Origin of the sequence: Limosilactobacillus vaginalis (assembly GCF_025311515.1) — a bacterium.
In the GTDB taxonomy this organism is placed as follows: domain Bacteria; phylum Bacillota; class Bacilli; order Lactobacillales; family Lactobacillaceae; genus Limosilactobacillus; species Limosilactobacillus vaginalis.
In genome coordinates, this window is the sequence record NZ_CP104399.1 from 1,314,493 (window position 1) to 1,337,937 (window position 23,445).

Below are 23,445 nucleotides of genomic sequence, written 5' to 3' on the forward strand. Positions count from 1 at the left end.
CTCCTTAGCCAATCGAACCTTCCATTTCAAAACTGATCAGTCGATTTAGCTCAACTGCATACTCCATCGGTAATTTTTTCGTAAAGGGTTCTACAAAGCCCATGATAATCATTTCCGTCGCTTTTCGTTCGCTAATTCCCCGACTCATCAAGTAGTAAAGTTTCTCTTCGGAGATTTTCGAGACCTTGGCCTCATGTTCCATCGTGACATCCGAATTATTAATTTCATTAATTGGAATCGTATCGGAAGATGACTGGTCATCCATAATAATCGTGTCACATTCAACATGGGCCTTTGAACCGTTAGCTTTTTCGGTAAAGCGGATATTGCCCCGATAATCCGTTGAGCCACCCGTCCGTGCGATCGACTTGGAAACGATTGAACTAGAGGTGTTCGGGGCATTGTGGATCATCCGCGCTCCCGAGTCTTGATGAATGTGATCACTAGCCACTGCAATCGAAAGCATTGTCCCACAAGCTCCCTTGCCATTAAGGTAGACACTCGGGTACTTCATGGTAACTTTTGAACCGAGGTTTCCATCAACCCATTCCATTGTGGCGTTCTCGGCTGCAGCTGCCCGCTTCGTCTCCAAACTATAAACATTCTTTGACCAATTTTGAATCGTCGTGTAACGGCAATAAGCGTTTTTTAGAACATTCACTTCAACTACTGCGGCATGCAGACTATCAGACGAATAATTTGGCGCAGTACAGCCCTCAACGTAATCAACACTAGCACCTTCATCAACAATAATCAGTGTCCGCTCAAACTGCCCCGTATTCTCCGCATTCAACCTGAAATAAGCCTGGATTGGCGTCTTAACCTTGACGCCCTTAGGAACATAAATAAAGGATCCCCCAGACCAAACGGCACCGTTCAACGCAGCAAATTTATTATCAGCTGGTTTGACTAACTTTCCGAACCACTTTTTGAATAGGTCTGGGTACTTTTGTAAGGCAGTGTCAGTATCAGTGAAGATGATCCCTTGTTTAGCAAACTGTTGCTTCATGTTATGATAAACAACTTCTGACTCATACTGGGCAGCTGAACCAGCTAAATATTTTCGTTCTGCCTCTGGCACCCCAAGACGATCAAAAGTTCGTTTCAGTTCTTCAGGAACATCCTTCCAATCCCGGTACTTCTTATCGGTCATTTTCTGGTAATACAACATATTCTCCAAGTCCAAACCAGATAGATCTGGGCCAAATTTAGGCATCGCCATTTTTTGATAAGTATGAAATGATTCTAAGCGATAATCTAGCATCCACTGCGGCTCATGCTTTTCTGCCGAAATCTTCCGGACTGTTGCTTCAGTTAATCCGCGTCCCGTTGAATAAAGCGGCTTCACGTCATCATGAAAGCCATACTGATAATCTTGATTACCGAGGACATTATTTACATCTGTCACGATTACTTGTCTCCTTTTGCATTCTTGAGCAAGGCTTCTTGCAGAGCCCACCAGGCTAAAGTTGCGCACTTGATCCGGGCAGGAAACTCCATGATTTGGGTTAGCACCTGGGCATCCCCTAATTTTTTCAATTCATCTCTAGAGTGCTTTTCACCAATTGCTTCATCGGAAAAAATTTTAGCGATTGCTAGCGCTTCTTCCGTTGTTTTACCCATCATTACATCGGTTAGCATACTTGCTGAAGCCTGACTAATCGTGCACCCCTGACCAGTAAAACCAATATCAGTTATTTTGTTATCGGCATCCAGGTGAAGACTTAGGTTTATTGTGTCACCACAGGTTGTATTATGGAGCGTCTTTTTATTAGTAGCATTTGGCACAGCATAGTGGTGATGGGGGTTAGCTGCATGTTCTAAAATTACTGCTCGGTATAATTGATTTAATTTATCTAAGCTCACCCTTAAAGAACTCCTTTGTTTCTTTGATTGCATTAATTAACTGGTCACAGTCAGCTTGATAATTATAAAATGCCAAGCTAGCGCGAACGGTCGAATTAGTTCCAAGTGAATGGACGAGTGGTTCAGCACAATGATGGCCTGCACGAACAGCTACTCCTTCCATATCTAGTGCTGTTGCGACGTCATGGGGGTGAAGAGTACCGAGATTGAACGAAACAACCCCAACATGCTGCTGAGGATTCTGGGAACCGTAAATTTTAACTCCAGGAATTGCCATTAACTTAGGCAATAAATAAGCCATCAATTCTGCATCTCGTGCCTTTACCTGCGCCATTCCAACTTGCTCTAAATACTTAACTGCCGTTGCTAATCCGATAGCCCCTGCAATATTAGGCGTGCCCGCTTCAAACTTATGCGGGATCTGATCCCACTTACTGTTGTCGAGCTGAACATCCTCGATCATTTCACCGCCAAACTGGTAAGGCGGCATTTGTTCAAGGAGTTTTTGCTTCCCATATAGAACACCAATTCCGGTTGGTCCCAACATCTTATGCCCCGAAAAAGCATAGAAATCAGCTGCTAATTCTTGTACGTCTACCGGAAGATGGCAGACTGCTTGAGCACCGTCGACAACAATAATTGCTCCATTCTGGTGAGCCAACTCCGCTAGTTTCCTGATTGGACTAACATTACCGAGAACATTACCAACGTGGGTCACCGCAACAATTTTCGTTTTAGCGGTAATCTTTTGTTTGGCATCGGCTAGATCAATTTCACCCGTTGAGGTTAAATTAATGTATTTTAAGGTTGCCTTTTTTCTGAGAGCTAACTGTTGCCAAGGAATCAAATTACTATGATGCTCTGCAAGTGAAATTACAATTTCGTCCCCCGGCTCGATATTCTGTTCGCCGTAAGTACTAGCAATTAAATTAATACCTTCTGTTGTTCCCCGAGTAAAAATAATTTCACGGGCAGCCGCAGCATTAATGAAATGCTGAATGACTTTACGAGCATCCTCATACTCTTCAGTTGCCTTGAATGATAGCTGGTATGTTCCCCGGTGGACATTAGCATTCTCTTGTTGGTAAAAGCTTAATAACCGCTCAATAACGGATTTCGGTTTTAAGCTTGTCGCTGCATTATCAAGATAAGCAAGCCGTTCACCGTTCATTGTTTGACGTAATTCAGAGAAATCTTGACGAACAAGCTCCCAATTAGGCATTTTCCAGTAACTTCCTTTCCAAAATATCAACCATTTCTTGGCGGACGTTTTTATCAGGGACGGCAGTAATTACCGCACTCAAGAAGCCCCGGATTACCATTCGTTGTGCTTGATGCAGGGGGATTCCCCGACTTAATAGGTAGTAGAGCTGATCCTGATTAATCTTGCCGACACTTGCTGCATGCCCTGCTTCAACGTCATTTTCATCAATCAACAAAATGGGGTTGGCATCACCAGTTGCGTGTGGTGACATCATCAATAACCGATTTTGCTGTTCAGCTTCAGAACCATGTGCCCCGTGAACAATTTGACCAATTCCGTTAAAAATCAGCCGTGAATTACCAAGGGCGACCCCGCGCTGATTAATTAATCCCTGTGAATGAGGGCTGCGATTTGTTACTCGATTATTAATCCCAAGTTGTTGGTCGTTTGCGGTTAAGGCAATCAGCTGGGAATTAGCATACGCTCCTTGACCAACTAATTCTGAATCAATTTCACCGACAGTGTTACATTCGTTCATTAGGCCAATTGCCCAGTCGACTTTAGCATAATTTTTTATAGCTGCCCGGTATTGATAATAGCTGGGACTTTGTTGTGCTAAGTGATCAAGTGAGGAAAAATGGACCTCACTATTTTCTTCAGCCATGATTTCCACAAAATTGGTTAACGGATTAGTTTGCTGACGAGAGGAAACTAAGTGATCAATAATCTGGAAACGACTATTTTCTCCCGCAACAATTAACAGGTGAAAATTAATTGTTCCTTTGACAGTCTGATTAAAGTTAATCGTCAGGTGAATTGGCTTTTTCAATTCAACGTTACGGGGAACATATACAAAAAGGCCCTGATTAATAAAGGCAGTATGGTAAGCTGCAAGAAGATTTTCATCCGGTCGAATTACCGTTGCTAAGTACTTAGTTAGAATTTCAGGATGGGTCTTAATTGCTGAACCTAGCTCACTAATAATAACCCCCTGTTCCTTTAATGAATTAGGGAGCACAACCGTTACTTCCTCTGAACTCGCTTTTACTGTAACTTGATCAGGGTCCGTTAGCTGTTCAATCACTTTAGGAAACTGAAGAGGTGAAGACTGCTCAGAAATAAGCGGCCAATCTTGAAAATTAAATTTTGTTACTTTGGGCAACTGTGCAGTGGTTACATTCTGAAATGCCCTTTGGCGCAACTGAGTCAGCTCTTCTGGCTCCTTATTTGCTGCATACTGTTGAAGTTGAGACTTAAGGTGTGAATAATTAAAATTCATAATATCTATACCCCTACTCATCTTCATCAACTAAGTCAACTTTTAAGCCAAGCTCATCACGTAAGCCAGCATACCCCTCAGCTTCTAGTTTCTTTGCTAACTCAGGGCCACCATCTTTAACAATTCGACCGCCCATCATTACATGAACCGTATCGGGGACAATATAGTTTAACAGGCGTTGGTAGTGGGTAATAATTAGTGAGCCAAAATTAGCACCCCGCATGGAATTAACTCCCCGGGAAACGACTTTTAGAGCATCAATATCCAATCCTGAATCAATTTCATCTAAGATCGCAAAACTTGGTTTGATCATCAATAGTTGAAGAATCTCATTCCGCTTTTTTTCACCACCCGAAAAGCCTTCGTTAAGATAGCGTTCCGTCATTGATTCCTTCATGTCTAACAATGCAAGCTTTTGGTCAAGTTCTTGGAGAAAATCCATAATTGAAATCTGATCATCCTTTGGTCGTCGCGCATTCATTGCTGCTCGCAAGAACTCGGCATTGGTTACCCCTTGGATTTCTGCCGGATACTGCACTGCCAAAAACAATCCTTTTCGGGCACGTTCATCAACGGGCATCTCGAGGATACTTTCACCATTTAACAAAATATCACCTTGCGTAACGTGATAATTGGGTTGTCCCATAATTGTCTGGGATAAGGTTGACTTTCCCGTCCCATTTGGACCCATGATTGCATGAATTTCCCCGGTTTGCATTTTAAGATTAACGCCTTTGAGAATTTCTTTTTGTTGATGAGTTTCCTCGTCTTCAACCGCAACGTGAAGATCCTTTATCTGTAAAATAGCCATATTTAGTGTTCACTCCCTAATAAAACACAATATCATGATGTCAATTACCTATTTTACCAGTTTATCTCGGGGATGAATAACTAGATTGAGAAAAAGAAGTTTGATTCTCGTAATTAGACTCAGTAAGTTCGAAATCATTAAGTGGTTGTTGGAGGATCGAAAAAAGCTAACTAGCGATGGACACTAATTAGTTTCTTCACTGTTATATAGCTAAGATCTGTTCCTCAGGAACTTGCTAGAGCTAGCAACCTCCTGCCTAGGCGCAAGTCGCCTTCGGCAGGAGAAATTGCTAGCTTTCCGCAAGTTCTTTGCTGAGTCACACTCTATTTAAACGTGTTCGCAGGAAAGCCCTTAGAGACAACAAACTCCCTCCCAGGTGCTTTCAGCACCCAGTCGGGAGAAATTGTTGTCTTACAGGACTTTTTTATCCTGCTCACACTCTATCTTAAACGCGCTCACCCTAAATTCACTCGAGATAACGAACTCCCGCCAATGGTGATTAACCACCATTGACGGGAGAAATCGTTATCAACCGTGAATTTTTTACGGGTTCACGCTCTATTTTAATACCAACCGTGTGATTGCCAGAATGATTGTGCGGCACTCCAGGATCCGTAACGGCTAGCTACGTATTGGTCGGCTACTCGTTCTTGGTTTGCGGCGGAGTAGTCACCATTAAGGTATGATGCGGATAATTGGTACTTACCAATGTATTGACCGTTTTGGGCACTGTAACTACCACCTGATTCACGGGCAGCAATCCATGCCTTAGCGGCGGCATCGTTACCGGATACGCTTGATGTGTAGTTGATGTAACTTGCAGCATTGCTTGCTGAAGTTGTTGCAGTTGCAGTTTGTGCAGCTGAGTTGTTAGTAGTAGCTGCAGAACTAGTTTGATTGTTTTGAGTTGTGGTGTTTGCTGATGGTAAAGTTTCAACTTGTTGTTGAGTAGCAGGTGCAACTTCACCGTCATCCTTGATTACTAACTTTTGACCAACGTAAATCAGGTTCTTGTTAGCAATGTTGTTGTTTGAGGCCAAAGTATCAACGAAAGTTAAATCATGACCCAGCTTGTAAGAAATCCCAGAAAGGGTATCGCCTGATTGAACAGTGTAAATGCTGTCGGCGCTAGCGGTGGTTGCAGTAGCTACAGTACCTAAAGCAACGGCACCGGCAATGGCTGCTGTAATCTTAGCTGCTTTCTTAGATAACTTCATAAAAAAATCAATCCATCCTTTTCTCTTGTAAGTTTGTAAGTAATATGATGTTAATTGTTTTGGAAATTGATGTTTTACATATCATCAACGCTTATATACTATACAGATTCAGCGTTACGGATGGGTTACCACGATTTTTCAAATTCCGCTATTTTTGTAATTTTTTGTAACAAATATGCATCTTTTTCTTATATATTCATTTTACTGGTAGAGCTATTTGCTGATATATCAGCGTTCTTCGGTTATCCTAAAATTTTCCTTCGCTAATTTGGAAATCAACCAAATGTTCTATTATTTTACCCATTTTTAATTTAAAATCCCGATTTTAAGCTAAAAAAAGCCCCATAACACGCGAATGTTACAGGACTATTGCAAAGATTGACGTCTTTGTAATTTGAATTTAGTTGTTCATTAGTACATCAAGCAATTCAGAAGCTGATTCCTTCAATGCATCCTTAGACTTGTCATTTCCAAGGTGAGTGAAGATTTCACCAACATAAACTCCCTTATTAAATAATTCAGTGAAGACCTTGTCAATAATTGGCTTTGTCTTTTCTTGTTCTTGAACAGGACCAAATGGGTTAGCAAAGAATGTCTTACTCATTCCAACTTCATCAGTTGTTCCCAAGGCCTTCCGCTGACCGGCAATAAAGACTTTTTCAGCTTCTTCCTTAGTGTCAAAGCGGTGAATTCCAACTTGATCGCTATAGTTGTTAGCATACAACCACATATCAATGTGGTGGTGCTTAACAACATTTTGATAAGTATCAGCTGGAATAATAACCCGGGCATTCTTCCGTTCTGGGTTCAAGTATACCCCACGGTCCATGTTGTTAAATGCAACCGCACTGCTCAAGTCGTCAAGACGAACAAAGGCACCAGTTTCTGTACCCTGTGCATAGATGTGACCATCATCAGTCAAGGTAAAGCTTCCCATATCATCAAAAATGGTTTCCATACTGACAATCTTATCATCGGCCAATTCTTGTAAGGCTTCAATTGATTCGGACTTTCCGGCACCTGAATCACCAAAGAAGACAACGTTCTTTTCCTTACCATTAGTGAACTTGATCTTCAACATTGAGCCGTGAATTGGCAAACGACCATTGTAAATTTGGTGAAGGTTATGAACGGTCAAGCACATCTTCTTCATGTAACCAAAGTAAGTGGTCTTATCAGTGTATGGTACTTCACCAACCCAAATATCGTTCTTCTCATCGTGGTAATAGTGTGAAACCATTCCTTCAGTCTTCTCAAGGCCAAAGAGAACAACAAGATCTGGCTTTTGTCCCTCGACTTCTTCAGGTGATGCTAGTTCAAACAAGTTTGAAAGAGCAATTCCATTTACTAAGTAATCAACGTTAAAGTAGATGAAGGCAAGGCTTTCACCAATCTTAGCTGGGTAACAGAACCACTTACCCCGTTCACCATGGAAACGATCGATCGGGTTCTCTTCTACAGCTGAGAAGACTCCTTCCCGCTTGTTACTCTTAGTATGCATCATCATTGGTGGTCGGAGCATTACGGTATTGATGAAATCAATGTCACGCAGTTCTTCATAACCAGCAGGAATCTTCCAATCATGTTGTTGAACTAAGATAGTAGCATTGGTTGCCGCATTAACTTGCCGGTATGTCCGGTTTTCAAAGCCTTGAAGCTTTTCTTCAAGAATCCGGTAAAGCTTCCGTACCAAATTATTAAATTGGGTATCAATAGTCCGAAATTCGTTGCCAACAATTTTATTATCATTGTAACTAATAACAGAAACCCGCAATAATGAACGATAGTATGAGTACAATTCTTCGACACTAGCTAAAATATCTTTAGGATCATATTCATCAAAGGCACTATCATCGTCAAAAAGGATCTTCTTTAATACATCGATAAATTTATCAACACTGGCATTATCAAAGGCATCATCATCGTTATCAGGATTTCGTGAATCCAAGTATAATTTAACGATTTGCTTTACTTCATCACTATTTACTAATGAAGGAATATCAGTGAAGTAGTTTTGACTGTAATTTAGGGTTGCTACTCCACGTTCAGGGTTTACATATAGTGACTTAGTATCAATAATCTGACTGTCTTTTGACATTAATCTCATCCTTTCATCTCCGTAGTGTCTCCATTATAGTATATTTTTAAGAGAGAGATGAAAAAAATATTAACAAAATTTCATTTATTTGCAGAAAATACCAATTTTTATTAAAGAAAACGGTTTCTTAACTATGCTAAAATAAACTATAAGTAAATATTTTTAAGGAGAGCCATAAATAATGAAAATAAATTGTAATGAAACTCTTGCGGTCTCCCTGCACCGTGTTTTTAATGCCGACCTCAATGAACACGGGACCGTTTTTGGCGGGCGAATTTTAGAGTTAGTGGACGGCGAGGCCTCTGTTGCCGCAATGCGTGTCACCCGCTCAACCGTCGTGACAGCCGCCATGGACCATGTTCAATTTCTTAAGCCATTCCACCTTCAAGACTCAATGTGCATGGAAGCCTACGTTACAGGTGTTGGGCATAGGTCATTAGAAGTCTTCGTCAAAGTCATTGGTGAACACTTAATGACTGGTGAACGCTTTGTCGGTTTTTCTTGCTTCATGACTTACGTAATCCAAGATCCCCAAAAATCAATCAAGTATGACCAAGTAATTCCACAAACAGCAGAACAAAAGGCCATGGTAGCTGGCTATGCAACCCGTCGTCAGCATCGAAAAGAAAATCGCCAAGAGCAAGCAGCAATTATCAACTCAATTAGTAAAGATAAGCCATGGGAAAACTAACCTAATAACGGCTTCTCAACTCTCATAATAATTTGAAAGTTGAGAAGCCGTTTAATATTTATTTGACTATTTTAACCGCTGTCCCGTACGCTGTAACCATTGAAGAAGTGGACTCAAAACGCATCGCTACTACTACATCCGCTCCTACTCGCTTAGCCTTATCTCGTAATACTTTAATTGCTTGCTCATGGGCAGACGCTTTTTCTTCTCCAGTAGCGGTTCCAAAGACTAGACCAATAATTCTGTAATCATTCTCCGGAATTTTTTCAGTCGTTGTTAAAGTAATTTCATCAACTGCTTCAATTGTTGGCTGTTTTTTCTTCTTTCGTCCCTGAGATACAAATCCTGCTAGGCCACGATTTATCCCTGCTCCATACATCTTTTTAGCACGATCAATTGATTCCTGATCATTTTTTGACTTAAACAGCATTTAACTCCCACACCTATTCATAGATTATTATATTTAGATTATAGCAAAAACTCGAAGCTGGGAATTAACTTTCTCGGAGGGACGGTTGACTAACCTAGAACGATGAATGATGATGAAATCATCAGAATCGTTCGTAGTTAGGCTCGAGTCCCTCAGTTACGATACGAAGTGAGCCTATTTGGATTCCCGCGATTAGACTCTATAGGTTCGGAGAGCGCTAAATATGGAAAAGAGGATGGGAAAAAAGCCTAGTTTTTTCCCATCCTCGAATTATTTGCTATTTTATTGTAGAAATGCGTTTGCTAGAGATAACGGTCCTCGGCAACATAGCTGAAACGCGCTCGCCAGGAGCTTGCTAGAGATAACAAACTCCTGCCTAGGCGCAAGTCGCCTTCGGCAGGAGAAATTCTAGGCAACATAGTCGAAACGCGTTCGCAGGAAAGCCCTTAGAGACAACAAACTCCCTCCCAGGTGCTTTCAAGCACCCAGTCGGGAGAAATTGTTGTCTTACAGGACTTTTTTATCCTGCTCACACTCTAATTAATACCAACCGTGTGATTGCCAGAATGATTGTGCGGCACTCCAGGATCCGTAACGGCTAGCTACGTATTGGTCGGCTACTCGTTCTTGGTTTGCGGCGGAGTAGTCACCGTTAAGGTATGATGCGGATAATTGGTACTTACCAATGTATTGACCGTTTTGGGCACTGTAGCTACCACCTGATTCACGGGCAGCAATCCATGCCTTAGCGGCAGCATCGTTACCGGATACGCTTGATGTGTAGTTACTGTAACTTGCAGCATTGCTTGCTGAAGTTGTTGCAGTTGCGGTTTGTGCCTGAGTACTTGCTGAAGCAGTTTGTTGTGATTGTGCTTGGCTTTGACTAGCAGCACTAGTTGAGGCAGCTGCGGAACTAGTTTGGTTAGCAGTATTAGCTGATGGTAAGGTTTCAACTTGTTGTTGAGTAGCAGGTGCAACTTCACCGTCATCCTTGATTACTAACTTTTGACCAACGTAAATCAAGTTCTTGTTAGCAATGTTATTGTTTGAAGCTAACGTATCAACGAAAGTTAAATCATGACCTAACTTATATGAAATTCCTGATAAGGTGTCACCGCTTTGCACCGTGTAAATTGAGTCGGCGTTAGCGGTTGTGGTAGTTGCGATAGTACCTAAGGCAACGACCCCGGCTACAGCAGCTGTAACTTTAGCGATGTTCTTCGATAACTTATTCATATAAATGAAATACCTTCCTTTTCTCAAATATTGTTTCAAATTTCTAATTATTAATTTAGGTTGTTGATGAACCTCATCAACGGTTTCTAATATACACGATCAAAATTACATGGTAGTTACTACAGATTATCAATTTCAGTCTTTTCCGTAATCTGATGTAACAAAGCAATTATTTTCACTTCTGAGAAGCATTAATAAAGCCCGGTAGCAAGCGATCCAGCTATCTTTTCTCATCAATTCATTTATAAAATATATTTTGTAATAAAGGAAAATAAAAAAGTCTAAATTAGGGATTTCTGACCCTTAATTTAGACTTTTTATCGCTATTCAGTGTGTTTCTGTAACTGTTTTGTAACTAAGAAAGACGCGCTAACCATGAATTAGCCGGCAATTGCGCCTTAAAGAAGTCACCAGGAGCATTAAAATGAGATGTCTCTTTTTGATCATTAACTACTGTCTTTTCATTACTAGCAATAACACGGTGTTGATGAAGCTCCAATGGTTCGTCATCCACAGTGGCTAGTTTTCCCCACTTCAACTGAGCATTAGGAGCCACCCATCCCCACTCATTTACTTGGGCACTAGTGTTTTCACCGTAGCCATCAACCTGAGTAACCACCTCTTGCTGGCAGTCAGCCTCAACCATAGAAGCTAGCTGGACATTCCAATGGGCATCAGAACCATCAAGAAAACTATAAAAGCTACTATATCCTTGTTGATTCTCTGGAATAACCCCTTCAACCTCAAGCTTCGATCCACGTGCTTGATAAGAGTGAACTGCTAGGCGAACTAGGTCACCATGATAGTGATTATTCTGGCAGAACTTTACCTGAGCTCCCGTCCCCATCAAAATTTCAGTAGCAGCAAATAACGGACTTTGCGTCTTGTAATCACTCTCTTCAATGACCGTTACCTGAGCACCAGCACCAACAATAATTAGGTTATGCGGATTATTGCTCCTCGTAACTAGCCCAACTTTTAACGGTTTCTCTAATTTTGTTTCATCTGGAACATAAATAAATTGACCAGTATCCATTAATGCCAAGTGAAGTGCATTCAACTGGTTGTCCTGCCAGCGAACTGCTTTCTCCATCAAGTTTTCCTGTAATAATTCAGGATACTTTTGGACAGCCATGTTGATTGGCAGTGCAACAAAATCGTCCCCGTCATGATTCAGCAGTGAAGATTCATCATTGGTTACAAGCTCTGGTTCCTGCCACTTTGCTAACCATGCCTGCTGCTGATTGGCTAACGGGAACCGTTTTTGCAGCATTATTGCTAGTGAACGCTTCTTTTGTAGCCAGTCTGGTTGTCCCTGACTAGCCTTTTGAACAGTCTTCAATAATTCTTCATTCATTAATCTCACCTGTTAATGGACTAATTTATCCCAAATAACTACTTTGCCACTAGCAAATGACTTAGGGACATCAATAATTCGTTGATTGGAACTGCCCCGGAATTGTAAAGTCAGATCCTTTTTTGCCAACAAGAACCGGCCATCAACCAGAATATCAATATTATGAAGCATTTCCAATTTATCATCAGAATCCTTCAATAGTTCTTCCCAGGTATATCCAGACCATGACCAAATATCTTTAGTATGGCCGAATTCCTTTCGTAGCCGATGAATCAACTTTAAACAAACCTGAGTGTTTAAAAACGGTTCGCCACCAAGAAGAGTAAGTCCCTGAACATAGCTCTGCGAGAGATCTTCCATTATTTGATCTTCAAGTTCCTGGGTATAAGGCTGACCATAGTGGAAGTTTTGTGCCGCCTTATTGTAGCAACCCGGACAATTAAATAAACAGCCACTAACATAAACACTGCAACGAACCCCTTCACCATCAACAAAGTTAAACGGCTTATAGTCCGCTACGTATTGAAGTGAATGGTCCTTTGCTAGCCACTCCTTTGGTTGTGGATTTTTTGGTAATCTTTGTGGTCTCTTTTCTCCCATTTTTACCCCTCTTAAATTTGATCACCGTTAATTGCAGCCCGGCTTTCCTTGCAGTCAAATTGACGGTTTTGTTCAAATTGAGCAGCCGACTTAATCATTGAAGAACTCATATGCTTTACCCGGTGGATAATTTCTTCATGTCGACCATGAACCATTGGCCGCTGCTGTGGATTTCCTAAGTAACCACAAGTCCGCTTAACAACATCACACGTTGCCGGATCATGGTTCCCACATTGCGGACACTTAAAGCCACGTGCAGTTGCCTCAAATTCACCTTTAAAGCCACACTTAAAGCATTGGTCAATCGCGGTATTTGTTCCCAAGTAACCAACATGATCATATGCCCAGTCCCAAACAGCTTCGAGTGCCTTCGGATTTTGCCGCAGATTTGGATATTCGCAATAGTGAATGAAGCCACCCGCAGCTTGGTATGGAAATGCTTCTTCAAATTCTAGTTTTTCAAATGGTGTCGGGTGCTTTCGTACATCATAGTGGAAACTATTAGTGTAATATTCCTTATCAGTAACATCTTCAATCCGGCCAAACTTTTTAAGGTCATCTTGGCAGAAAGTATCAGTTAATGATTCAGCAGGAGTTGAGTAAAGACTGTAGTGGTAACCTTCTTCGCTTTCCCACTTAGCACAAAGTTCATGCATCGCCTTAGCAATCGAAACTGCAAAATCATGGGCTTCCTTATTGTGTTCCCAATTTGAACCATAAAAAGTGGTGCAGACTTCATACAATCCAATGTATCCCAAAGAAATAGTTGCTCGACTATTCTTAAAGACTTCATCAACACTATCAGTCCGCTTTAGCCGCTTGCCAAACGCACCATACATGTAAAGCAACGGTGCATTTTCGGGCTTAGCCTGCTTTGTCCGCGCAATTCGGTACTTCAAAGCAGTATGACAAATATTCATCTTTTCTTGGAAAATTTGCCAAAAGAGTTCCTTATCGCCTTGAGCTTCAAGGGCAATCCGCGGTAAGTTAACCGTTACAACCCCAAGATTCATTCGACCAGAATTAACCTCTTTACCTGTTTCAGGGTCTTTCCATCCCTGCAAGAACGAACGACATCCCATTGGCGTCTTAAAACTGCCAGTGATTTCTTTAATTTTGTCGTACATCAATAGATCTGGGTACATCCGCTTAGTTGAACATTCAAGTGCCAGTTGCTTAATATCATAATTTGGATCACCAGGTTGTAAGTTCAATCCGCGCTTCAATGTAAAAATCAATTTAGGGAAGATTGCTGTCCGGTGTTCCTTCCCTAATCCCTTAATCCGGATCTTCAGAATTGCTTTTTGAATTTCCCGGCTAATCCAACTGGTCCCTAGGCCAAAGTTGATTGTGGTAAATGGTGTTTGCCCCTGGCTTGAGTAAAGAGTATTGATCTCATATTCCAGAGCCTGCATTGCATCATAAATATCCTTCTTTGTCTTCGCACGAGCAAATTCTTCCCGCTTTTCAGGGGCAATCCATTGTTCAGCATCCTTCATATGCTTTTGGTAGTTTAGCTTTGCATATGGTTCCAATAATTGGTCAATCCGGTTAGCGGAACAACCACCGTACTGTAATGAAGCTACGTTTGCAATAATTTGGGACATCTGAGCAGTTGCCGTTTGAATTGAACGTGGTGAAGAAACCCAAGCATTCCCGATCTTGAAGCCATTCTTAAACATTTCATCAAAGTCGATCAAGCAACAATTAGTTTCGGGTGTTACTGGGGAATAGTCCAAATCATGCCAGTGAATATCGCCACGTAAATGAGCCTTAGCTACTAAATCAGGTAACATTCTCAATCCCAAAGCACGGCTAACGACCCCTGCTTCCAGATCCCGTTGCGTATTAAAAACGTGGCTATCCTTATTTGCGTTTTCGTGGACAACCCGCGAATTACGGTCAAATAATTGACTAAGCTTGTATTGCGGATCAGTTGCTTCCGCAAAGTTTTCCTCGTCTTGACGGCGATAGTTAACATATTTTTGGGCCAGAATATTTTGGTCTGCTTTCTTTAGCCCCGAAATAAATGCTTGTGCAATTTCAATAGTAGAAACTGTTTTCTTTCCCATAAAGGAGAGCAGCTCTTGGTAAACAGCAGCTTTCGTTTTACTGTCAGCATTTAGTTCCTTTAACACTAAGTCAATCTTATAGCCGTAAAAGGGTGTCTCAGTGCCATCACGCTTTACAACCTTTACATCGGTTAGATTTTGTAAACTTGTATCATTCATTAACTCTATTTTCATTTCTGCAGACCCCTCTTTTATTGTTTAACGATTGCTATCTTACTATTGAATAAATTGAAGAGAAAGGTTGACTTCCTCAACACAATATGTAGGGGGTGATATATTATATCTACTATTTATTGTGATTTTTGCTAAATTGAGACAATCTAATTAAGAATGATAAAGTACAAGGTCTTGCCTTATTAACTTTCTTCCGGATTTTGTATTGAAAATCCGTCTTTTTTCTCTTCTTCATATTATCAATAGATAAATCATCTAACTAAAAATTTATTAATCTAGATACATGAAAAATGATTCATATATAACTGATTACTTCAATAAAATTCAGTGGAGAGGTCTAAATTTTTGATTATTTTGTATTATTTTTTATTCCAATTCCCCTATTAACCCGTGAATCATAAGTTAATTTAACATACGCAGACATAATAATTGGCAATACGGTTACCAAAATCATCAAGCCAAGAATCACGGCAATTGCAACCTGAATTAAGGTCATGACTCCAGATGGGATTAGGGCAGCAAAGGTTCCACTCAATATAATAATTGCTGACATCACAACAGTACCGATAACGGTTGCAGCTTGTAGAATATGCTTAACCTGATTTCCAGGATCCACTAGTTCTTCATCTCGATAACGCATCATCAGGAAAATGCTGTAATCGACTCCTAACGCGACAAGCATAATAAAGGTGAAAAAGGGTGCATTCCACGTTAACATGCGTTCATGAAAAAAGTGCTGTGCAATAAGGGCTGTTAAATTAATGGCAGTATAGTAGGTTCCAACCAGAGTAGCAATAATCACCATTGGTTGAAGAACTGACCGCGTAAAGAATAGCAAGGCAATCCCAATACCAATAATCATGATCATAGCAGTCCGTGTGAAGTCGCCCTGAGATAAGGTCTCAAGATCAAGATTTTGTGACGTTTGGCCTCCAATCGCCACTTTGGCCTTGCTTAATGATGTCGCTTTTATCTGTGCTTTAACATCTTTTTCAAGCTGCTTAACTGTTTTGGCAGCAGTATGACTATTAGGATCAGCTTTTAAAACTACTGATAATTGTGTTAATTGACGGTCTTTATTCATATAAATATTGTAGGAAGTCACGAGATCACTATTATTAAGTTCATTTCGAGGAATGTTTAACTGATTACCTGCTGGTGAGTTTTTCAATTCACTAAGGTATGATTGCACTTCACTAATTCCATTTTGAACTTTATCTAATCCGCTAACTGCCTGATTTAAGCCGGCTTCTAGCTGATTTAACTGGCTAGACATCGCTTGTAGTTGGTGATTTAGTTGTTGAACTCCGCCGTTAACTTGATTAATACCACCGTTTAACTGTTAACCACCACTAGTTAATTGATTGCCAGCTGTTTTTAGCTGATTTCCAGTATGAGTCAGTTCACTACTCCCATTAGTTAGTTGGTTAATTCCTTGACTTAACGTTGGGACTTGCTGATTAATTGTGGTTAATGCACCAGCTAGTTGACTTGTTCCCTGGTTTAATTGACTGGCCATTGCAAAATAAGATCCAGTGGAATGGCTATTCATCAGTGACGATAGTTGTTGGATCTGCTGGTTAGCTTCTGTTACCGATTGATTCAACTTCTGACTAGCAGAAGTCACCTGATTAATACCGCTTGCAAATGGGTTAATCCCCACTTGCAATTGACCGATTCCGCTCGCTAGTTGATTAGTCCCTGCAAGATACTGATTTGTTCCTGCAACGTATTGATTTAAACCAGTGTTAAATTGACCACTAGCATCTGCTAATCTCTGACTTCCATCTGCTAATTGTTGGACTTGTGCAAGTTGTTCCTTAATGTTAGCACTAGCCAGTTGATTACTAGCATTCTGCAAGCCATTCTTGATCGTTGTTAAACCAGTCTGTGATTGTTGTAGGCCAGTCAAAACAGTTTTCAATTGATTTTTGACATAAAGCTGGTTAAGCGGTCTCCCGGTGGGTTGGGTAACCGACATTACCGACTTCACCCCTGAATTTTTCTTAACAGCATTGGTAATCTGATCAATTGCTGCCAAATCCTGCTGGTTGTTTAAGGGATGGTTTAATTTAATGTTAATTGTGGTTGGTGATATTTTCCCTTTTGAGAAATCACGTTGGGCAATCAAGTATCCCTTCTTAATTGGATTACTATTCGGCACCTCATCAGCTGAATTAAAGTTTAATTGTTGCGGGGCATTCACAATTGTTATCCCTGCAATCACCCTAAAAATCACAATATAAATCAGCGGCTGTTTCAATCCCCGTTGTGATAGGAACCGCCAAACTTGACTTGACTGCTGAACCTTAAAATTATGTGACGGCCAAAATAGTTTTCTTCCTAACACAGCCATAAAGAAGTAGTTTAGGGTTAGTAATACTGCTAACAGAACTAAAACACCAACCGAACAACTAACTGCTGACCGATAGAACGAAAATTTGGCAAAACTTAACGCAGCAAAGCCAATAAAGACTGATAATCCGCTGTATAGGATTGTTCGGCCAGCTGACGCTTTGACAACGTTAATTGCTTGATATTGATTGCTGTTTGCAAGCTCCTCTTTGAACTTATCGTACAGCAAAATATTATAATCAGTACCAATTCCAAACAGAATGATCACTAAAAAGACCTGTGTAAAGTCAGAAATGGGAAAATTAAAATACTTAGCAAGGTTCATCACTAAACTTAGGGAAATAATCATCGCAATTCCTACATTTAATAACGAAACTAGGGGAATGATTAACGAACGAAAAACCAGCACTAATACAATAAAAATAAAGATAATGGTAATAACCGCAGTCTTCTTTATTCCCTCTTCAGTCGTATTAGAAAATTCATCTGCTAATAAGGTGTCACTAGTAACATATGTCTGTAACCCTTCTACTTTTAAAAGTCGCTTGATCTGTTGTGCCTGCTGATCAAAGTTAGCTGTTTTCTCAACATCAACATTAACCAACTCGGTTTGCCGGTTGCGAGAAATAACCTGTTTAGCAACTTCTTTACCATTTAATGTACTGGTAATTTTTGTGACCTGATAATTCTTCTTTTGACGGGCTAACTGCTTAACCCGATCATTGATCTTTCGCTGATCCTCCTGATTTAGCTTGCTCTTATTATGATAAACAATTACAACCGAACTAGAATTTTTTCCTGTCTGCATCTGTTTATTCAGCTTATACGCCTGAAAGCTTTCACTAGTTACCGGTAAAGTCACCTGACCTTTTTGGCGAATCAATGCTGAAATGTCGGGTAACGTAACTACTGATACTACAGTTAGAAATAACCAGATAATAATTGTCGCAACATAATTTCTACGTATCCAATTCATTTATTTTGCTCCTCTTTTAATTTTTTGAACAGCTGTTGATTAATTGACATACGTATAATATATTATGGATAGTAAGTTAAACAATGGTTAATCTATAGGATAGTGTCAAATTTTGAATATTTTAACCAAGCTTGTCGATAAAAAAAGAAAATGGAGAGAATAAAATGACTGATCGTCGTGTAAATAGAACCAAACGTCAAATAAAGAAAGCTTTAATTAATCTACTTAGCAAAAAAGCTCTTTCTCGCATTACTGTTTCAGAAATCACCGAGCTAGCAGATATTGGTCGGGGAACTTTTTATACGCATTATCAAGATATCTATGACCTTTATCATTCATTAATTAATGAATTAGCTAAAGATCTTTTGGACATTTTTAGTAGATATTATTCACAGGCAACTAAAGACAATAATTTTATTCCATTATTCCAGGCCCTTTCAGACTATATCTCAACGCAGCAAGACATACTTACCATGCTTGCTAGTAAGCAAAACAGTGAATTAACAATCAGCTATCTTCAAGATCGCTTCAAGCACGAACTAGTTAATTATGATAATTCAAATGGATTGGAACAAATTATCGGTAATATTTACGGAGTTGCGGGAATTTTTGGGATCTTTATTGACTGGCTGCAAGGTAAAATAAAAGCCTCACCAGAAGAATTAGGTGAAGCTATCGGTAAATTTGCGAATAAATATTGGGTTATGGATTAACTTTATTTTTATCTTTTTACCGTGTAATTTTGTATGTTTACGTTATGCTCACGTGCTTAACTAGGCATAAAGACATTAAGTAAAAAAAGTAGGTTGAAGCTAAATATATCAAGCTTCAACCTACTTCATTGTTTGCTAACTAATATTAATTATCCGTCTAAAGTATGCCTCCGGTGGGGGTCGAACCCACACTCCCTCAACGGGAACTGGATTTTGAGTCCAGCGCGTCTGCCAATTCCGCCACAGAGGCAAAATATTAATATTAGCTAACAACTAAAAGGTGGTAATCGGATTTGAACCGATGATAAAGGTTTTGCAGACCTCTGCCTTACCACTTGGCTATACCACCAAATAGTTAACGTTAAAAGTGATAAACCCTTTTAACAAAGGGCGGTATGTGGGATTCGAACCCACGCGTGCCGGACCCACAAACCGGTGTGTTAACCAAACTTCACCAATACCGCCAAAAAATTCATAAAAGCAGGGATAGTAGGAATCGAACCCACAATGACGGTTTTGGAGACCGTAGTTATACCGTTTAACTATATCCCTATAAAGTGGGGGAGAGTGGATTCGAACCACCGAACCCGAAGGAACGGTTTTACAGACCGTCGCGTTTAACCAGACTTCGCTACTCCCCCATAAATGGCGCGGGACGGAATCGAACCGCCGACACACGGAGCTTCAATCCGTTGCTCTACCAACTGAGCTACCGAGCCATTGCGATAATATGGGTTTTATTAAATTACCAAACACAACTTTCGTTGTGAATGGAGGATACAGGGCTCGAACCTGTGACCTCCTGCTTGTAAGGCAGATGCTCTCCCAACTGAGCTAATCCTCCATAAAGAGTGACCCGTGCGGGATTTGAACCCACGATACCAGCGTGAAAGGCTGGTGTCTTAACCACTTGACTAACGGGTCATAACAACGGAGAGTAAGGGATTCGAACCCTTGATACAGGCTTTAACCCGTATACAGCATTTCCAATGCTGCTCCTTCGGCCAACTCGGACAACTCTCCAAAATCCGAGCCCTGGCAACGAACCAGGTGCCAAAGCTCAATCAAATCGCGTGGCAACGTCCTATCCTCGCAGGGAGCGATCCCCCAACTACTTTTGGCGTGTTGAAGCTTAACTTCTGTGTTCGGCATGGGAACAGGTGTATCCTTCAAGCCATCATCACCACACTTACCCTTTGCGGGTTCGAGCTTACGCTCTCAAAACTAAACAATATCGCTCTTCTTCCAAACCTTACCGCTTAACTTGGTTAAGTCCTCGACCGATTAGTAATGGTCCGCTTCATGCCTCACGGCACTTCCACTTCCATCCTATCTACCACATCATCTTTGTGGGGTCTTACTTCCCGAAGGAATGGGAAATCTCATCTCGAGGCGAGTTTCACACTTAGATGCTTTCAGCGTTTATCTCGTCCATACATAGCTACCCAGCGGTGCTCCTGGCGGAACAACTGGTACACCAGCGGTATGTCCATCCCGGTCCTCTCGTACTAAGGACAGGTCCTCTCAAATTTCCTCCGCCCGCGACGGATAGGGACCGAACTGTCTCACGACGTTCTGAACCCAGCTCGCGTACCGCTTTAATGGGCGAACAGCCCAACCCTTGGGACCGACTACAGCCCCAGGATGCGATGAGCCGACATCGAGGTGCCAAACCTCCCCGTCGATGTGGACTCTTGGGGGAGATAAGCCTGTTATCCCCAGGGTAGCTTTTATCCGTTGAGCGATGGCCCTTCCATGCGGAACCACCGGATCACTAAGCCCGACTTTCGTCCCTGCTCGACCTGTCTGTCTCGCAGTCAAGCTCGCTTGTGCCTTTACACTCTGCGAATGATTTCCAACCATTCTGAGCGAACCTTTGGGCGCCTCCGTTACCTTTTGGGAGGCGACCGCCCCAGTCAAACTGCCCACCTGACACTGTCTCCCAGCACGTTCAGTGCTGCGGGTTAGAGTGGTCATAATGCAAGGGTAGTATCCCACCAACGCCTCCGTCGAAACTAGCGTTCCGACTTCTATGGCTCCTACCTATCCTGTACAAGCAGTACAAACACTCAATATCAAGCTACAGTAAAGCTCCATGGGGTCTTTCCGTCCTGTCGCGGGTACCCTGCATCTTCACAGGGATTTCAATTTCACCGAGTCTCTCGTTGAGACAGCGCCCAGATCGTTACGCCTTTCGTGCGGGTCGGAACTTACCCGACAAGGAATTTCGCTACCTTAGGACCGTTATAGTTACGGCCGCCGTTTACTGGGGCTTCAATTCAGAGCTTCGCCGAAGCTAACCCTTCCTTTTAACCTTCCAGCACCGGGCAGGCGTCAGCCCCTATACTTCATCTTACGATTTTGCAGAAACCTGTGTTTTTGATAAACAGTCGCCTGGGCCTATTCACTGCGGCTGGTCTTGCGACCAGCACCCCTTCTCCCGAAGTTACGGGGTCATTTTGCCGAGTTCCTTAACGAGAGTTCACTCGCTCACCTTAGGATTCTCTCCTCGACTACCTGTGTCGGTTTGCGGTACGGGCAGTTAACGTGCTCCTTAGAAGCTTTTCTCGGCAGTGTGACATCGGCAACTTCGCTACTGTAATTTCGCTCCCCATCACAGCTTGTCAACCCGGATGTAAGCATTTGACTCACATCCTGACTTACTGCTTGGCCCCACTCTTCCAATCGTGAGGTTTGCTTAGCCTCCTGCGTCCCTCCATCGTCAAACGCAGTTAACTGGTACAGGAATCTCAACCTGTTATCCATCGCCTACGCCTCTCGGCCTCGGCTTAGGTCCCGACTTACCCTGGGAGGACGAGCCTTCCCCAGGAAACCTTAGTCATTCGGTGGACAGGATTCTCACCTGTCTTTCGCTACTCATACCGGCATTCTCACTTCTAAGCGCTCCACCAGTCCTCACGGTCTAGCTTCACCGCCCTTAGAACGCTCTCCTATCACGTGCACGTAGTGCACATCCACAGTTTCGGTAATATGCTTAGCCCCGGTACATTTTCGGCGCAGAATCACTCGACTAGTGAGCTATTACGCACTCTTTAAATGGTGGCTGCTTCTGAGCCAACATCCTAGTTGTCTATGCAACTCCACATCCTTTTCCACTTAGCATATATTTAGGGACCTTAACTGGTGATCTGGGCTGTTCCCCTTTACACGGTGGATCTTATCACTCATCGTGTGACTCCTGGGCATAAATCAATGGCATTCGGAGTTTATCTGAAGTTGGTAACCCATGACGGGCCCCTTGTTCAAACAGTAGCTCTACCTCCACGATTCTAATTCCCAAGGCTCCCCCTAAAGAGATTTCGGAGAGAACCAGCTATCTCCAAGTTCGTTTGGAATTTCACCGCTACCCACACCTCATCCCAGCCATTTTCAACTGACACGGGTTCGGTCCTCCAGTGCGCTTTACCGCACCTTCAACCTGGACATGGGTAGGTCACCTGGTTTCGGGTCTACAACTACATACTTCATACGCCCATTTCAGACTCGCTTTCGCTGCGGCTCCGGTTTTTCCACCTTAACCTTGCATGCAATCGTAACTCGCCGGTTCATTCTGCAAGAGGCACGCCGTCACCCATTAATGGGCTCCGACAGCTTGTAGGCACATGGTTTCAGGAACTATTTCACTCCCCTTCCGGGGTGCTTTTCACCTTTCCCTCACGGTACTGGTTCACTATCGGTCACTAGGGAGTATTTAGCCTTGCGAGATGGTCCTCGCTGCTTCCGACGGGGTTTCACGTGTCCCGCCGTACTCAGGATCCTGAACTGAGAGAGTGCCGTTTCGTCTACTGGGCTTTCACCATCTCTGGCACAGCTTCCCAACTGTTTCGACTACGTCGCTCTTTGGTAACTCAAATGTTCAGTCCTACAACCCCAACGAGCAAGCTCGTTGGTTTGGGCTCTTCCCCGTTCGCTCGCCGCTACTGAGGGAATCGATTTTTCTTTCTCTTCCTGCAGCTACTGAGATGTTTCAGTTCACTGCGTCTACCGCTTGCTAGCTATAGATTCACTAGTCAAGCAACCAACGACTAAGTTGGTTGGGTTTCCCCATTCGGAAATCTCCGGATCAAAGCGTACTTACCGCTCCCCGAAGCATATCGGTGTTAGTCCCGTCCTTCATCGGCTCCTAGTACCAAGGCATTCACCATGCGCCCTTCATAACTTAACCTTGATAATCACTTCGTGATTATCCGATTAATTGAGTTAGCGATTATTTCTAAAAAACTCAAAATAACGCGGTGTTCTCGGTTTGTTTTGTTAATTAATAAAGAAAATTGATATTATTTAGTTTTCAAAGTGCAAGCTTGAGAGTAAACCTCTCAAAACTAAACAAAGTTTCTTCGATGTG

16 protein-coding genes, 9 tRNA genes and 2 rRNA genes are annotated in these 23,445 nt (G+C 42.0%); 2 read left to right on the forward strand and 25 right to left on the reverse strand.

The window, feature by feature from the left end; all coding sequences use genetic code 11:
* Nucleotides 1-4: 4 nt before the first annotated feature.
* The 7 genes from sufB to N4627_RS06655 all read right to left on the reverse strand — a co-directional run bounded on the left by sufB (nucleotide 5) and on the right by N4627_RS06655 (nucleotide 8,475).
* Nucleotides 5-1,408 carry a Fe-S cluster assembly protein SufB gene (sufB, locus tag N4627_RS06625; RefSeq protein WP_260964356.1) on the reverse strand — a complete coding sequence of 468 codons (1,404 nt, stop codon included), beginning with the start codon at nucleotides 1,406-1,408 and terminating at the stop codon, nucleotides 5-7.
* A gap of 2 nt (nucleotides 1,409-1,410) precedes the next feature.
* The gene (gene sufU, locus N4627_RS06630; protein WP_003717215.1) at nucleotides 1,411-1,866 is read right to left on the reverse strand and encodes a Fe-S cluster assembly sulfur transfer protein SufU; all 456 of its coding nucleotides are present in this window, start codon (nucleotides 1,864-1,866) and stop codon (nucleotides 1,411-1,413) included.
* Nucleotides 1,853-3,088: an aminotransferase class V-fold PLP-dependent enzyme gene (locus tag N4627_RS06635; RefSeq protein WP_003717214.1), complete on the reverse strand. Its 1,236-nt coding sequence runs from the start codon at nucleotides 3,086-3,088 to the stop codon at nucleotides 1,853-1,855. Before N4627_RS06635 ends, sufU begins: the two co-directional genes overlap by 14 nt.
* Entirely contained in the window at nucleotides 3,081-4,349 is a 1,269-nt protein-coding gene (gene sufD, locus N4627_RS06640) for a Fe-S cluster assembly protein SufD (protein ID WP_040531344.1), read from the reverse strand. Before sufD ends, N4627_RS06635 begins: the two co-directional genes overlap by 8 nt.
* Before the next feature lie 13 nt (nucleotides 4,350-4,362).
* Nucleotides 4,363-5,160 carry a Fe-S cluster assembly ATPase SufC gene (gene sufC / locus N4627_RS06645; protein ID WP_098044779.1) on the reverse strand — a complete coding sequence of 266 codons (798 nt, stop codon included), beginning with the start codon at nucleotides 5,158-5,160 and terminating at the stop codon, nucleotides 4,363-4,365.
* A 563-nt stretch (nucleotides 5,161-5,723) separates the two neighbouring features.
* Entirely contained in the window at nucleotides 5,724-6,377 is a 654-nt protein-coding gene (gene apf / locus N4627_RS06650) for an aggregation-promoting factor (protein WP_124031574.1), read from the reverse strand.
* Between the two features lie 400 nt (nucleotides 6,378-6,777).
* Complete coding sequence (locus N4627_RS06655) at nucleotides 6,778-8,475, reverse strand: phosphoenolpyruvate carboxykinase (RefSeq protein ID WP_098045529.1); 1,698 nt, start codon at nucleotides 8,473-8,475, stop codon at nucleotides 6,778-6,780.
* A 178-nt stretch (nucleotides 8,476-8,653) separates the two neighbouring features.
* On the opposite strand from N4627_RS06655, the gene N4627_RS06660 reads away from it, so the two are divergent.
* Nucleotides 8,654-9,166, forward strand: a complete 513-nt coding sequence (locus N4627_RS06660) for an acyl-CoA thioesterase (RefSeq protein ID WP_098045528.1) — start codon at nucleotides 8,654-8,656, stop codon at nucleotides 9,164-9,166.
* 58 nt (nucleotides 9,167-9,224) lie between these two features.
* On the opposite strand, the gene N4627_RS06665 is transcribed toward N4627_RS06660, so the two are convergent.
* The 7 genes from N4627_RS06665 to N4627_RS06695 form a co-directional block, all read right to left on the reverse strand.
* Nucleotides 9,225-9,596, reverse strand: a complete 372-nt coding sequence (locus N4627_RS06665; RefSeq protein WP_375712428.1) for a heavy metal-binding domain-containing protein — start codon at nucleotides 9,594-9,596, stop codon at nucleotides 9,225-9,227.
* 540 nt (nucleotides 9,597-10,136) lie between these two features.
* Nucleotides 10,137-10,832, reverse strand: coding sequence for an aggregation-promoting factor (gene apf, locus N4627_RS06670; RefSeq protein WP_152378537.1), 696 nt, complete (start codon nucleotides 10,830-10,832; stop codon nucleotides 10,137-10,139).
* A 355-nt stretch (nucleotides 10,833-11,187) separates the two neighbouring features.
* Entirely contained in the window at nucleotides 11,188-12,189 is a 1,002-nt protein-coding gene (locus N4627_RS06675; RefSeq protein ID WP_098045488.1) for a SufD family Fe-S cluster assembly protein, read from the reverse strand.
* 12 nt (nucleotides 12,190-12,201) lie between these two features.
* Nucleotides 12,202-12,789, reverse strand: a complete 588-nt coding sequence (gene nrdG, locus N4627_RS06680) for an anaerobic ribonucleoside-triphosphate reductase activating protein (protein WP_003717206.1) — start codon at nucleotides 12,787-12,789, stop codon at nucleotides 12,202-12,204.
* An 11-nt stretch (nucleotides 12,790-12,800) separates the two neighbouring features.
* Complete coding sequence (gene nrdD, locus N4627_RS06685; protein WP_260964365.1) at nucleotides 12,801-15,035, reverse strand: anaerobic ribonucleoside-triphosphate reductase; 2,235 nt, start codon at nucleotides 15,033-15,035, stop codon at nucleotides 12,801-12,803.
* 349 nt (nucleotides 15,036-15,384) lie between these two features.
* On the reverse strand, nucleotides 15,385-16,311 hold the full coding sequence (locus N4627_RS06690) for an MMPL family transporter (RefSeq protein ID WP_191337237.1): 927 nt from the start codon (nucleotides 16,309-16,311) through the stop codon (nucleotides 15,385-15,387).
* 66 nt (nucleotides 16,312-16,377) lie between these two features.
* Nucleotides 16,378-18,366, reverse strand: coding sequence for an MMPL family transporter (locus N4627_RS06695; RefSeq protein ID WP_260964369.1), 1,989 nt, complete (start codon nucleotides 18,364-18,366; stop codon nucleotides 16,378-16,380).
* A gap of 164 nt (nucleotides 18,367-18,530) precedes the next feature.
* On the opposite strand from N4627_RS06695, the gene N4627_RS06700 reads away from it, so the two are divergent.
* Entirely contained in the window at nucleotides 18,531-19,079 is a 549-nt protein-coding gene (locus N4627_RS06700) for a TetR/AcrR family transcriptional regulator (protein ID WP_040531337.1), read from the forward strand.
* A 165-nt stretch (nucleotides 19,080-19,244) separates the two neighbouring features.
* Here N4627_RS06700 and N4627_RS06705 read toward each other — a convergent pair.
* From N4627_RS06705 to N4627_RS06755, 11 genes are all read right to left on the reverse strand, one after another.
* Nucleotides 19,245-19,329, reverse strand: a tRNA-Leu gene (locus N4627_RS06705).
* 28 nt (nucleotides 19,330-19,357) lie between these two features.
* Nucleotides 19,358-19,428 (reverse strand) — tRNA-Cys (locus tag N4627_RS06710).
* Nucleotides 19,429-19,468: 40 nt separating this feature from the next.
* Nucleotides 19,469-19,543, reverse strand: a tRNA-His gene (locus tag N4627_RS06715).
* A gap of 17 nt (nucleotides 19,544-19,560) precedes the next feature.
* Nucleotides 19,561-19,631, reverse strand: a tRNA-Trp gene (locus N4627_RS06720).
* Between the two features lie 6 nt (nucleotides 19,632-19,637).
* Nucleotides 19,638-19,720 (reverse strand) — tRNA-Tyr (locus tag N4627_RS06725).
* Between the two features lie 5 nt (nucleotides 19,721-19,725).
* Nucleotides 19,726-19,798: transfer RNA gene (locus N4627_RS06730), tRNA-Phe, on the reverse strand.
* 52 nt (nucleotides 19,799-19,850) lie between these two features.
* Nucleotides 19,851-19,923: transfer RNA gene (locus N4627_RS06735), tRNA-Val, on the reverse strand.
* Nucleotides 19,924-19,931: 8 nt separating this feature from the next.
* Nucleotides 19,932-20,003: transfer RNA gene (locus N4627_RS06740), tRNA-Glu, on the reverse strand.
* A gap of 7 nt (nucleotides 20,004-20,010) precedes the next feature.
* Nucleotides 20,011-20,102, reverse strand: a tRNA-Ser gene (locus N4627_RS06745).
* Nucleotides 20,103-20,150: 48 nt separating this feature from the next.
* Nucleotides 20,151-20,267: ribosomal RNA gene (gene rrf / locus N4627_RS06750) — 5S ribosomal RNA — on the reverse strand.
* 76 nt (nucleotides 20,268-20,343) lie between these two features.
* Nucleotides 20,344-23,265, reverse strand: a 23S ribosomal RNA gene (locus N4627_RS06755).
* Nucleotides 23,266-23,445 lie beyond the last annotated feature (180 nt).

Bases quoted from the DNA above. Each gene is read 5' to 3' on its own strand.
- N4627_RS06635 (WP_003717214.1), bottom strand. From the start codon at position 3,088: ATGCCTAATTGGGAGCTTGTTCGTCAAGATTTCTCTGAATTACGTCAA.
- sufD (WP_040531344.1), bottom strand. From the start codon at position 4,349: ATGAATTTTAATTATTCACACCTTAAGTCTCAACTTCAACAGTATGCA.
- sufC (WP_098044779.1), bottom strand. From the start codon at position 5,160: ATGGCTATTTTACAGATAAAGGATCTTCACGTTGCGGTTGAAGACGAG.
- apf (WP_124031574.1), bottom strand. From the start codon at position 6,377: ATGAAGTTATCTAAGAAAGCAGCTAAGATTACAGCAGCCATTGCCGGT.
- N4627_RS06655 (WP_098045529.1), bottom strand. From the start codon at position 8,475: ATGTCAAAAGACAGTCAGATTATTGATACTAAGTCACTATATGTAAAC.
- N4627_RS06665 (WP_375712428.1), bottom strand. From the start codon at position 9,596: ATGCTGTTTAAGTCAAAAAATGATCAGGAATCAATTGATCGTGCTAAA.
- apf (WP_152378537.1), bottom strand. From the start codon at position 10,832: ATGAATAAGTTATCGAAGAACATCGCTAAAGTTACAGCTGCTGTAGCC.
- N4627_RS06675 (WP_098045488.1), bottom strand. From the start codon at position 12,189: ATGAATGAAGAATTATTGAAGACTGTTCAAAAGGCTAGTCAGGGACAA.
- nrdG (WP_003717206.1), bottom strand. From the start codon at position 12,789: ATGGGAGAAAAGAGACCACAAAGATTACCAAAAAATCCACAACCAAAG.
- nrdD (WP_260964365.1), bottom strand. From the start codon at position 15,035: ATGAAAATAGAGTTAATGAATGATACAAGTTTACAAAATCTAACCGAT.
- N4627_RS06690 (WP_191337237.1), bottom strand. From the start codon at position 16,311: ATGTCTAGCCAGTTAAATCAGCTAGAAGCCGGCTTAAATCAGGCAGTT.
- N4627_RS06695 (WP_260964369.1), bottom strand. From the start codon at position 18,366: ATGAATTGGATACGTAGAAATTATGTTGCGACAATTATTATCTGGTTA.
- N4627_RS06700 (WP_040531337.1), top strand. From the start codon at position 18,531: ATGACTGATCGTCGTGTAAATAGAACCAAACGTCAAATAAAGAAAGCT.